The organism is Pseudomonas sp. S8 (assembly GCF_050473925.1).
Lineage (GTDB): Bacteria > Pseudomonadota > Gammaproteobacteria > Pseudomonadales > Pseudomonadaceae > Aquipseudomonas > Aquipseudomonas parakoreensis.
Genome location: NZ_JBFDVZ010000005.1, coordinates 1 through 11,163, shown reverse-complemented (window position 1 = coordinate 11,163; position 11,163 = coordinate 1). Strand labels below are relative to the sequence as shown.

Genomic DNA, 11,163 nt, shown 5'->3' with positions numbered 1-11,163 from the left:
ATTTTCCATTGCTCGACGCGGCGTTTCTGGGAGCCCGAGTTCGACGGTTCCGAGCTGAACCTGGCCGGCTGGACACGCAAGCTGACCGGCAAACCGACCATTACCGTCGGCAGCGTCGGCCTGGACGGCGAGTTCCTGCAGTTCATGGTCAACACCGACAAGGTCGCGCAACCGGCCAGTCTGGAAAAACTGCTGGAGCGTCTGAACAACGACGAGTTCGACTTGGTGGCGGTGGGCCGTGCGCTGCTGGTGGATCCGGACTGGGCACTGAAAGTCCGTGAAGGGCGTGAGCAGGACATTCTGCCGTTCAGCCGTGAGGCGTTGATGACGCTGGTTTAAGCGGCGCTCAAACTGATGCTATCGCTGGCAAGCCAGCTCCCACAGGTATTGCGGGTGTTCGCAAAAATTGTGTTCACCGCAGCCCCTTGTGGGCGCTGGCTTGCCAGCGATGGCGGCTTCAAAATCAGCAAAGATCTAAGGCAATGTCTGCGCATTCGGCAACACCTGCTCCCGCAGACACGCCCCACGCAAATGCTTTTCAAATTGCTCGATGATCGCTGCCCACCCCTGGCGACTGGCATGCTGACGCGCATTCAGGCGCACGCAACGCAACGTCTCGTCCTCCTCCAGCAGCCAAGCCGCCGCATCGCAAAACGCCTCTTCATCACCCGGCATCGCCAGCACACCGTTGTAGCCGTGGCGAATATGCTGCGCTGCCGCTGCCTGATCGTACGCCACCACCCCCAGTCCTGAAGCCAATGCTTCGAGCACCACATTACCGAAGGTTTCGGTCATGCTCGGGAACAGAAAAATATCCCCCGAGGCATAGTGCGCCGCCAGCGCTTCGCCGCGCTGTGAACCACAGAAAATCGCCTCAGGCAGCTCTTTTTCCAGCGCAAGCCGTTGTGGTCCGTCGCCGACCACAATCAGCTTCAGGTTGCGCTGTGGATAAGTGCTGCGGAGTTTATCGAAGCAGCGCTTGAGCAGGCCCAGATTCTTCTCCGTGGCCAGGCGTCCTACGTGAATCACCGCGATGTCCTGCTCGCTCAGGCCCCATTGCTCACGCAACCCGTTCAGGCGCCTGGCCGGGTGAAACAACTGGCTGTCCACGCCTCTGGAGAGCAGGGCGAGGCGGTCGAAATGCCGGCGCTCCAGTTCCAGACGCTGACTGACGCTCGGCACCAGGGTCATCGACGAGCGATTGTGGAACCAGCGAAGATAATGCGTCAGCAAGCGCGTCAGCAAACCCAGCCCGTACTGATGGGTGTACTGCTGGAAATTGGTATGAAAACCGCTGACCACCGAGATCCCCAGGCGCCGCGCCGCCCGCAAGGCTGACAAGCCGAGCGGACCTTCTGTGGCGATGTACAGCACGTCCGGGCGATGACGCTGCCAGCGCCGCAGCAGCTTGTGCATCGACGACTGACCCCATTGCAACCCCGGATAACCCGGCAACGGCCAGCCCCGGCACAACAGCAAGGCATCGTCCTCGACGCGCTGCGGATCGCCCGCCTGGCGCGGTCGCACCAGTTCCACCTGATGCCCACGCGCGCGCAAGCCATCGCACAAGCGGCCAAGGGTATTGGCCACCCCGTTGATTTCCGGTGGAAAGGTTTCGCTGATCAGAGTGATATGCAGAACTGTCGTCATGACCTCAGTGTCGGCTGAGGCCATGTCGTGCTTGTGACGTTCGGATGATGGATTTGTGACTGGCGGTCTGTGAGCGGCTCAGCGCTGTGCGACAAGGTTCTCCGCGCCGCGCTCACGTACCCAGAACAAGGTCGCGCCGGCAACGGCGGCCGGCATCATCAGGATGTTGACCACCGGAATCAGCAGCGCCAGGTAGACGATTCCGCCAAAACTCATGCTCTGCCAGCGCTTCTGGCGCAGCCAGGCGAGCATTTCGTTCCAGCCCAGTTTGTGGTTGTCCGCCGGGTAGTCGATGTACTGGATCGCCATCATCCACACGCCGAACAGCAGCCACAGCGGTGCGGCGACGATATTGACCACCGGGATGAACGAGAGAACGAACAGGCCGATTGCTCGCGGCAGGAAGTAGCCGAGTTTGCGCATTTCCCGGGCGAGGGTGCGCGGGATCATCGCGATCAGTTCGCCCCAGCTGAAGGCCGGGAAATCATCGGTGCCGCGCACCACCACTTCGACTTTTTCCGCGAGGAAGCCGTTGAACGGCGCCGCGATCACGTTGGCCAGCATGGTAAAGGTGAAGAACACCATCAACGCCACCAGCACCACGAACAGCGGCCACAGGATGTAGCTGAGAAAACTCAGCCAGTCGGGCAGCGACGGCATCAGGCTGTCGACCCACAGGCTGAACTGATGGCCGGCCAGATAGATCAATCCGACGAACAGCACCAGATTGATCGCCAGCGGCAGCAGCACGAACAGGCGCAGGCCCGGGCTGAGAACCAGTTTGAGGCCTTCGCGCAGGTATTGCGGGCCGGACAGAACGGGGGCGGGCATAAGGGGCTCCGAGCAAGGGAAAACGCGCCGACCTTACCGACTTTGCAACGGGTGCGAAAGCGCGGTAGAGCGATCGACATTCACTGTAACAAAGACGTCGATCCGGTCGGAGTCTGCGCATAGAGACCACCTATGAGCTGGATTGTTAATCCGTATTTCCTTAATCTTGCCCCCCTCGATACGCTGCACCCAACTTTTTACAGGACTGTCGAGCTCATGCCTTCCCCAAGGTTATCCACAGTCCTTTTTTATTCCCGCCGGCAGTCCGGCGTTCCGCGCCAGTGTTTCGGCCCGGTCAACAGGAGCAGGTCATGTCTGAAGTCCGTCATTCGCGAGTGATTATTCTCGGTTCCGGCCCTGCCGGTTACAGCGCTGCGGTCTACGCCGCCCGTGCCAACCTCAAGCCACTGCTGATCACCGGCATGCAGGCTGGCGGTCAGCTGACCACCACCACTGAAGTCGATAACTGGCCGGGCGACGTCCACGGCCTGACTGGTCCGGCGCTGATGGAGCGCATGCGCGAGCACGCCGAGCGGTTTGAAACCGAGATCGTTTTCGATCACATCAACGCCGTGGACTTCGCCGCCAAGCCGTACACCCTGACCGGTGACAGCGCGACCTACACCTGCGACGCGCTGATCATTGCTACCGGTGCCAGCGCACGTTACCTGGGCCTGCCGTCGGAAGAAGCGTTCATGGGCAAAGGCGTTTCGGCCTGCGCGACCTGCGACGGTTTCTTCTACCGCAACAAGCCAGTGGCTGTGGTCGGCGGCGGCAACACCGCTGTTGAAGAAGCACTGTACCTGGCGAACATCGCCAGCACCGTGACCCTGATCCACCGTCGCGAAACCTTCCGCGCCGAGAAGATCCTGATCGACAAGCTCAACGCCCGTGTGGCCGAAGGCAAGATCATCCTCAAGTTGAACGCCAACCTCGACGAAGTGCTGGGCGACAACATGGGTGTGACCGGTGCGCGCCTGAAAAACAACGACGGCAGCTTCGACGAAATCAAGGTCGACGGTCGTGTTTATCGCGATCGGCCACACTCCGAACACTTCGCTGTTCGAAGGCCAGTTGACCCTCAAGGACGGTTATCTGGTGGTCCAGGGCGGTCGTGACGGCAACGCCACTGCCACCAGCGTCGAAGGCATCTTCGCTGCCGGCGACGTGGCTGACCACGTTTACCGTCAGGCCATCACCTCGGCCGGCGCCGGCTGCATGGCGGCACTGGACACCGAGCGTTACCTGGACGGTCTGCAGAACGCTTCGTTCTAAGACCGCAGGCACAAAAAAACCGGCTTCGGCCGGTTTTTTTATGAGAGTCAAAAGATCGCAGCCTGCGGCAGCTCCTACAGGGATCAGTGTAGGAGCTGCCGCAGGCTGCGATCTTTTGATCTTGAATCAGCGACGGGTCAGCGGCTGTGCTTCGAACTTCACACCGGCCAGACCGTGCTTGATCAGCGCACGGATATTGCCGTGGTCGCTGCCTTCAGGCGTCGCCAGCACCGAGCGGTAATGCTCGCCGAATGCCAGCAGCGCTTCTTCATTGCTCAAGCCTTCCAGCAGTGCCAGACCCAGGGTCTTGCACGAGCCTTCGTTCTGCCCGGCAGCGTTTTCCACGCCGCCATTGTTGAACGCTTGTGGCTGGTAGTCATAACCGGCAGCGATGAACGCCAGGGTGTCGGCGAAAGCGTGTTCGCCGCTGTTGAGGCTGGCGCGCAGGGTGTTCAGATCACTCATTGGGTTTTCCTTTGGCGAACGCCGCCTGTTGTTCGGCGCTGGCCTCTTGCTGGTATTGGGCTTTCCATTCGGCGTACGGCATGCCGTAAACCACTTCGCGGGCGTCATCGAGGCTGACCTCGATCTGACGGTCATCGGCGGCGGCCTTGTACCACTTGGACAGGCAGTTGCGGCAGAACCCGGCAAGGTTCATCAGGTCGATGTTCTGCACGTCCTTGCGGCTGTCCAGATGGGCGACCAGCCGGCGGAAAGCGGCGGCTTCGAGTTCGAGGCGTTGTTGCTCGGTCATGATGGGCTCTGTGCAGTCTATTCGTGGCGCGGATGATAAAAGTCTGGCGAGCAATGCGCCAGACGCGCTCAGCGGCTGGCCGCGAGAGTGATCGACACCGACTCGGCAAATCGCAGGGCATGCGGCTTGTCGACTTCGACTTCGGCGTAAAGCACGGCGGTATTGCTCATCACCAGATCCAGCAGCTCCTGGGTCAGGCGTTCGAGCAGCGCAAAGCGGTTGCCCTCGACGTGGGCGATGATCGCCTTGGTGATGGTGCGGTAGTTCAGCGCGTGATCGATGTCGTTGTCGCGCACCGCTTCCTGCGCGGCGTACTGGATGGTCAGGTTGATCAGCACATCCTGTTTGTTGAGGATCTCGTCCTCGTTGATCCCGATAAAGGTGCGCAAGCGCAGATCCTTGACCCGGATGCGCGCCATTCCCGGTTGAAGTTGTGACATTTACTTGCTCCGTCCAATCAATTGCAGGAACTCCTGGCGGGTGTTGCTCGAGTCGCGAAAGGCGCCGAGCATGACCGAGGTGTTCATGGTCGAATTCTGTTTCTCGACACCGCGCATCATCATGCACATGTGCCGGGCCTCGATGACCACCGCGACGCCAGCGGCATCGGTGACCTGTTGCACCGCTTCGGCAATCTGTCGGGTGAGGTTTTCCTGAATCTGCAGGCGCCGGGCGAACATGTCCACCAGCCGCGCAATCTTCGACAGCCCCAGCACCTTGCCGGTTGGAATATAAGCCACATGGGCCTTGCCGATGAAGGGCAGCAGGTGATGTTCGCACAACGAGTAGAGCTCGATGTCGGCGACGATAATCATCTCGTCGCTGTCGGAGGCAAACAGCGCGCCGTTGACGATCTCCTCCACACGCTGTTCGTAGCCGTGACACAGGTATTGCATGGCCTTGGCCGCGCGCTGCGGAGTGTCGAGCAGACCTTCGCGGTCGGGGTCTTCGCCGAGGCCGATGAGGATCTCGCGGTAATTCTCGGGCAGGGTACGGCTCATGGGAGATCCTCGCGCAGCAGCTTATTTGACGTGCCGCCCGCCGTTGACGGTCAGGGTCGTGCCGGTGACATAGGGGTTGTCGAGCAGATAGCGCAGGCTCTGGTAGATCACTTCGCTGCCGGGTTCGATGCCCAGCGCGGATTTGGCCAGCGCCTTGGCGCGGTACGCCGCGTCGTCGTCGGGATTGAACAATAGCAGGGCCGGCGCGATGCCGTTGACCTTGATTGCCGGCGCATAGCGCGCGGCGAAGGACAGGGTCAGGCTGTCGAGCCCGGCCTTGCTGGCGCAATAGCCGATGTGTTTGCTGCTGCCCTTGCGCGTGACGTCGTCACTGATGTGGATGATGTCGGCCGGTGTCGAGCGCTTGAGCAGGTCGGCGCAGTGCAGGTTGATCAGGTACGGCGCGAGCAGGTGCACGTTGAGCATGCGTTCGAAGGCTTCGGCTTCGTTGCCCGGGGTTTCCGCCAGCCATTCGGAGGCGTTGTGGACGATGGCGCGCAGGCGGTCGGTATGGGTTTTCAGTTCATCGATGAAGGCGAGAATGGCCGCTTCGCTGGAGAAGTCGGCGAACACTCCGATCGCGCCCAGATCCCGCAGCGCTTGCACGCCTGGACGTTCGCTGCGGTAGGTGAAAATGACCTGATGGCCGTCTTCAAGCAAACGCTGCGCGCAGTGCAGACCGACACGCTGGCCGGCACCGGTGATGAGAATCGGGGCGGAGGAAATGGTCATGTACGGCTCGCGTCGCGGCTGGAGCAAAAACTATAACAGCGACGCTGTCGAAAAGATCGCAGCCTTCGGCAGCTCCTACAGGGGCGCCTTCATCTGTAGGAGCTGACGAGTGCAACGAGGCTGCGATCTTTAGCGATTCTGCGTAGAGGGTGTTGCAGGCAAAGGTCGCGCCGGCACAGCGTTCAACCAGTTGGCCAGCAACCGCGTCGACAGCGGAATAAAGAAATACACCATCAACGGCGTCAGGCACGCCGTGCTGATCAACACCCGCGGCAGCAGGCTCATGTCGCCGAGCAACGGCCCGAGAACAAAGTTGAACAGCAGCGACACCGGAAAGAACGCCAGCCAGATGGCCACGGCCTGTTTCCAGCGCGGTGGCCGCTGACCGGCCGCGCCGAACCAGCCTTCGATACCACTGACCCGATGTTCTTTGGGATGCGCGAACAGATCGCTGCCTCGCGCGAGCCACGCGGTACGCGAGACCGAGTGCTCCCAGGCGTGCAGGGTCTGCTCGTCGACGAAGCGGAAAATGATCTGGAATTCGTTGTCACCGGGTGGCGGAGCGAGCACGCCGGAGCCCAGGTAACCGGGAAAGTCAGTGGCCAGTTGTTCGCCTTCGCGCAGCCAGGCAATCAGGTCCTGATAGCGGCCGTCGGCGACGCGACGCGCAACCATCAGCGTGACGGGGGAAGTAGACATTATGTATCTCCGTATTCCGAGTGCGTCGCTCCGGGTAGGAGTTTCGCAATACGCAGGCGGGGGTAGGAGCCTGCGCTTTTTGACAAGCAAGGATTATTCCTGATTTTAATGACAGTTTCAGAGACTTTCGTCTCTATTCATGGGTTGAACCGATAGAGGGCATCGGAGGTAGAATGGGATCCAAATCTACCGAGTGGATGCACCTGCACAATGGCTGTTATCACGGACGCTGATCCTGCTTCGCAGGCCTCTGTCGCACTTGAGCGCGAAGAGTTGTTCCCTATTCGTGAGGTGTCGCGCCTGACCGGCGTCAACCCGGTAACGCTGCGTGCATGGGAGCGTCGCTACGGTTTGATTCAGCCGACTCGCACCGAAAGCGGGCATCGGCTGTATTCGATGACCGAAATCGAGCGCGTGCGCAGCATCGTCGACTGGATCGACCGCGGCGTGGCGGTGAGCAAGGTCGGCAAGATCCTCGCCAAGACCGAGCCGCTGAAAGTGCTGGCGCATATCATTCCTGATGATCTGGTGCAGGCTGATTACGCGCAGTGGCAACAACAGGTGCAGGTTGCAGTCGGCGCATTCGATGACCGCGCGCTGGACCAGGTCTACAACCAGATTTTCTCTTCATATTCGCTGTCAGTGGTGTTCCAGGACATTCTCATGCCGTTGTGGCTGCAGATGCTGCAGCGTCAGGATGCCTTCGGCCAGACCAGCGAATGGTTGTTTTTCGACGGGTTCCTGCGGGCGCGGGTCCTGCAGCGGATTGTCGCGCTGCGCGGCGCGCAACCGCGCAAAGTGATTGTCAGTGCGCTCGCCGGTCAGTGCCGTGAACTCGAATTACTGGTTGCCGCGTTGTTTCTGAGTGGCAATGACGCCGGGGTGCGGGTGCTCACCACCGGTCAGCCATTCGATGAGTTGGCGCTGGTGTGCGAGCGGATCAAGCCGCAGGCGCTGGTGCTGTTTTCCAATCACGCCCCGACAGCCGATTTGCCGCGACGGTTGAACCGTCTGGCGTTAAGTCTGGATTGTCAGGTGCTGCTGGCCGGCGATACCGCCGATCTGGCACAGGACAGCCTGGCGGGATCGTCGATCGGCTGTCTGGGCAATGAAGGGGCGACGATGCGTCAGCGCATGACGCAGTTTCTCGCGGGGACGCTGGATACCTGAATATCAGGTGTGCAGGGCGGGGTGGGTCAGACGGTGTTGTTGCAGGATGAACTGGCGCAGGCGTTCGGTTTCATCGGCATCGGTCTGGCTCAGCTCGTAGGCGTAGAAGCCATGCTCGGTTTCCCGCTCGAAATTGCCGCGCAGGGAGATCCGCTCATACCCTGAAGGGCTGAACCACAGGGCGAAATGCTTGGGCGGTTTGGTCTTGTTGCGCATTTCCAGCAGCACGCCTTTGTGCGACACCTCGTGCACCCACATCATCCCCGGTTGGCCCTTGGCATTTTCCAGCGCGACCGGCTCTTCGAGGGTCAGACGCCATGGGCGAACCATCGGCCCGTCTTCGTAAATGCTTGGTACGCCCAGACGCAGGTGCAAGGCGTGGAATTCGTCTTCCACCAGGTGCAACGGGAAGGTCATCTGCTGATTTTCGAAGTTGGCCTGGATGGTCACTTGCTCATGAGCCGCCAGGCGCGTGAGCAGGTCACGGATCTGCGAGCCACCATTGACCAACAGGCTCGACGTCGCATCCCGCACATTGAGTTGCGGGTTGTGCTGCATGGTCTGGATGAAATCCAGCTCATCCTGGGTCAGGAGGGCGTCGCGTTGCATGGCCTGGCTCGAAAGAATTAGTTACAAAGTCATTGGTGATTGTAGTTACTGACACTTAGTTCGCAGTTTTGTTTGCGCCGTTCGTCGCTTTCAGGGCAGAGAGTTCGGCTTGCAAGGCGGCAACCTGTGCTTCCAGTTGCGCGACGCGTTGCTGCGCCTTGACCTGAACCGTGACGTCCTTCTGCACGCCGACGAAATAAGTCTGGCCGTCCTTGTCGTTTTTCACTGTCGACAGCGACAGTTCGTTCCAGAATGGCGTGCCGTCCTTGCGGTAGTTACGCAGGATTTCCCGGCACGCCCCGCCATTGCGCAAGGTGTCACGAATCCGCGTCAGATTGGCCTGATCGCGGTCGCCGGACTGCAGAAAACGGCAATCCTGGTAGAGAATTTCTTCGCTGGTGTAACCGGTCAGGCGCTCGAAGGCCGGGTTTACGTAAATCAGGATGTTGTCCTGTTCGCCTTCCTTTTCTGCAACCACGATCCCGTCGTTCGAAGCGTTGATCACCATTTGCAGCAGATTGGCGTTGATCATCAATGAATCCTTTCAGTGTCGATATTGGCTGGCATTCTAGAAGTTCCAGCCAGTCTGTCTACTGGCCATCACGGCTATTCGGGCCTGGATCGCGGCTTTTTACGTCGGACTGCTACTATCGCCGCTCTTTTTTTCAGCTTCAGGATCAGATTGATGAAAGTCGCCATCCTCTCCGGCTCGGTTTACGGCGCGGCCGAAGAAGTCGCCGTCACGCGCAGAACCTGCTGAAAGACGCGGTTTTGAAACCTTCTACAACTCGCGCGCCAGCCTGGCGGATATACAGGCGTTCGGCCCTGAAGCGATTCTCGCGGTGACCTCGACCACCGGCATGGGCGAGTTGCGGATAACCTGCAGCCGCTGTATTTCAGCCTTCGCGATCAATTGCCAATGGCCTGGCGCGGCTTGCCCGGCGCGGTGATCGGTTTGGGCGATGCCAGTTACGGCGATACGTTCTGCGGTGGCGGCGAGCTGATGCGTGAGTTGTTCGCCGAGCTGGGCCTGCGCGAAGTACAGGGGATGCTGCGTCTGGACGCCAGCGAAAGCGTGACCCCGGAAACCGATGCCGAGCCTTGGCTGGCGCAATTGATCGCCACGCTCAAGGGCTGATCGCGCGCTCGCGCAGCAGGGCCAGCCAGGCCTGCGCGGCTTTCGACAGGTAGGCGCCGCGACGCCAGATGAACGCGATATCCCAACGCAGATAATCTGGCGCGCGCAAGGTCAGGCGCACCACGCCCGGACGCTCCAGTGCCCGGGCGACCACGCTCGGCAACAGCACCACGCCTTGCCCGGCCGCCACCAGCGCCACGAGAAAATCCGCCTGGCCACTGCGGCCGCCTTCTTTCGGGGTAAAGCCCAGTTGCTGGCACGCCTGCAATAACCGGTCATTGAGCACGAAGCTGCGCTGATACAGCAGGAACGGTGTCTCGGCCAACTCCTCCAGAGCAATTTCACCGCGCGCCGCCAGCGGATGATCCACCGGCAGCAACGCGTCGAGCTTCTCATCGCAGAACGGCTGAAAATCGAACTGCGGATCCTTGGGCAGCAAGCTGCCACCCAACTCCAGTTCACCGCTGAGCACCGCCTGCTCGACGTTACGGCTGCCGCCCTCAAGCAATTGAATGCTGATGTTCGGATAGCGCCGTCGATACTCGGCGAACAACCCGGCGAACAGCGCATCGCTGCCCAGCAACGGCAGACCGAGGCGCAATTCGCCGCGCGCCAGTTGGCTCAGATCATCCAGTTCGCTGAGCAACTCCTGACGCAAGCGCAGCATGCCCTCGGCGTGTGACAGCACCACGCTGCCCGCAGCGGTCAGGTGCAACTGGGAGCCGAGCCGTTCGAGGCAACGGCGTGCCGAGACTCTGCTCCAGTTGCGCGACTTGTTTGCTCACCGCCGACTGACTGACGTGCAGGGTTTCGCCGCCTGGGTAAAGCCGCCTTGACGTATGACTTCGACAAAACTGCGCAGCTGTTTGAATTCCACTTTCCGATTCCGTTTTGGAATAGCCATGAGTCTAACAATTCGCTTCTGGGATGGCAGGCCGCTTCGTAAAATAAGCCCCTGTAAGGAGCCCATCAATGAACGCTGCATCCCTCACCTATGTTTCCCGTCTGATAGCAGAACTGGCCGTGTTGCTCGGTCTCTATCTGCTCGGCTGTCAGATCGCCGCGTGGCTGGCCTGGCCAATTCCCGGCGGCGTCATCGGCATGGCCCTGTTGCTGCTGGCGTTCGCGTTTGGCTGGGTCAAACCGGCGGCGCTGCAATTGGGGGCCGGATTGCTGATGGCCGAGATGCTGCTGTTCTTTATTCCGGCACTGATGAGTCTGCTCGACTATGGCGCACTGCTGCGTGATGACGGTTGGCGGATTCTGCTGGTGATTGGCGCCAGCACCCTGATGGTGATGCTGGT

General features: G+C 60.5%; 12 protein-coding genes and 4 pseudogenes. 5 read left to right on the top strand and 11 right to left on the bottom strand.

All coding sequences use genetic code 11. The features are described 5' to 3' along the window. Window positions 1–339, top strand: a pseudogene (locus tag AB1J88_RS00440) (12-oxophytodienoate reductase); the annotation flags it as partial. 135 nt (window positions 340–474) lie between these two features. On the opposite strand, the gene AB1J88_RS00435 reads toward AB1J88_RS00440, so the two are convergent. Together AB1J88_RS00435 and cysZ are read right to left on the bottom strand one after the other, a co-directional pair. After that, window positions 475–1,674 (bottom strand): glycosyltransferase family 4 protein, encoded by a 1,200-nt coding sequence (locus AB1J88_RS00435; RefSeq protein WP_430289944.1) that lies wholly within the window; start codon window positions 1,672–1,674, stop codon window positions 475–477. Window positions 1,675–1,728: 54 nt separating this feature from the next. Further along, window positions 1,729–2,481: a sulfate transporter CysZ gene (gene cysZ / locus AB1J88_RS00430; RefSeq protein WP_041073931.1), complete on the bottom strand. Its 753-nt coding sequence runs from the start codon at window positions 2,479–2,481 to the stop codon at window positions 1,729–1,731. Window positions 2,482–2,792: 311 nt separating this feature from the next. Here cysZ and trxB point away from each other — a divergent pair. Further along, window positions 2,793–3,756 (top strand): annotated as a pseudogene (gene trxB / locus AB1J88_RS00425) (thioredoxin-disulfide reductase). A 126-nt stretch (window positions 3,757–3,882) separates the two neighbouring features. On the opposite strand, the gene AB1J88_RS00420 reads toward trxB, so the two are convergent. The 6 genes from AB1J88_RS00420 to AB1J88_RS00395 all read right to left on the bottom strand — a co-directional run bounded on the left by AB1J88_RS00420 (window position 3,883) and on the right by AB1J88_RS00395 (window position 6,942). Continuing rightward, window positions 3,883–4,221: a HopJ type III effector protein gene (locus tag AB1J88_RS00420; RefSeq protein ID WP_430289943.1), complete on the bottom strand. Its 339-nt coding sequence runs from the start codon at window positions 4,219–4,221 to the stop codon at window positions 3,883–3,885. Next, the gene (locus AB1J88_RS00415; protein WP_007968038.1) at window positions 4,214–4,510 is read right to left on the bottom strand and encodes a DUF1244 domain-containing protein; all 297 of its coding nucleotides are present in this window, start codon (window positions 4,508–4,510) and stop codon (window positions 4,214–4,216) included. The genes AB1J88_RS00420 and AB1J88_RS00415 overlap by 8 nt, the downstream gene beginning before the upstream one ends. A gap of 68 nt (window positions 4,511–4,578) precedes the next feature. Continuing rightward, window positions 4,579–4,950, bottom strand: coding sequence for a dihydroneopterin triphosphate 2'-epimerase (gene folX, locus AB1J88_RS00410; protein WP_041073935.1), 372 nt, complete (start codon window positions 4,948–4,950; stop codon window positions 4,579–4,581). Further along, on the bottom strand, window positions 4,951–5,511 hold the full coding sequence (gene folE, locus AB1J88_RS00405; protein WP_108181698.1) for a GTP cyclohydrolase I FolE: 561 nt from the start codon (window positions 5,509–5,511) through the stop codon (window positions 4,951–4,953). It abuts the gene before it with no gap. A gap of 21 nt (window positions 5,512–5,532) precedes the next feature. Next, a complete protein-coding gene (gene folM, locus AB1J88_RS00400) occupies window positions 5,533–6,243 on the bottom strand; it encodes a dihydromonapterin reductase (RefSeq protein WP_430289942.1) in 711 nt (236 codons plus the stop codon). A 129-nt stretch (window positions 6,244–6,372) separates the two neighbouring features. Further along, complete coding sequence (locus tag AB1J88_RS00395) at window positions 6,373–6,942, bottom strand: antibiotic biosynthesis monooxygenase (protein ID WP_047291761.1); 570 nt, start codon at window positions 6,940–6,942, stop codon at window positions 6,373–6,375. 210 nt (window positions 6,943–7,152) lie between these two features. Here AB1J88_RS00395 and AB1J88_RS00390 point away from each other — a divergent pair, with 210 nt between their 5' ends. Beyond that, window positions 7,153–8,112, top strand: coding sequence for a MerR family transcriptional regulator (locus AB1J88_RS00390; RefSeq protein ID WP_430289940.1), 960 nt, complete (start codon window positions 7,153–7,155; stop codon window positions 8,110–8,112). A gap of 3 nt (window positions 8,113–8,115) precedes the next feature. Here AB1J88_RS00390 and AB1J88_RS00385 read toward each other — a convergent pair whose 3' ends face one another. After that, entirely contained in the window at window positions 8,116–8,721 is a 606-nt protein-coding gene (locus AB1J88_RS00385) for a hypothetical protein (RefSeq protein ID WP_025109427.1), read from the bottom strand. A 55-nt stretch (window positions 8,722–8,776) separates the two neighbouring features. Further along, complete coding sequence (locus AB1J88_RS00380) at window positions 8,777–9,253, bottom strand: PAS domain-containing protein (RefSeq protein ID WP_108181702.1); 477 nt, start codon at window positions 9,251–9,253, stop codon at window positions 8,777–8,779. 153 nt (window positions 9,254–9,406) lie between these two features. Between AB1J88_RS00380 and AB1J88_RS00375 the strand changes: the two are divergent. Next, window positions 9,407–9,859 (top strand): annotated as a pseudogene (locus tag AB1J88_RS00375) (flavodoxin). Here AB1J88_RS00375 and AB1J88_RS00370 read toward each other — a convergent pair. After that, window positions 9,849–10,736, bottom strand: a pseudogene (locus AB1J88_RS00370) (LysR family transcriptional regulator). The pseudogenes AB1J88_RS00375 and AB1J88_RS00370 sit on opposite strands and share 11 nt — an antisense overlap. Window positions 10,737–10,831: 95 nt before the next feature. On the opposite strand from AB1J88_RS00370, the gene AB1J88_RS00365 reads away from it, so the two are divergent. Continuing rightward, on the top strand, window positions 10,832–11,163 hold a 332-nt coding region (locus AB1J88_RS00365; protein ID WP_430289939.1), incomplete at its 3' end, for a CidA/LrgA family protein.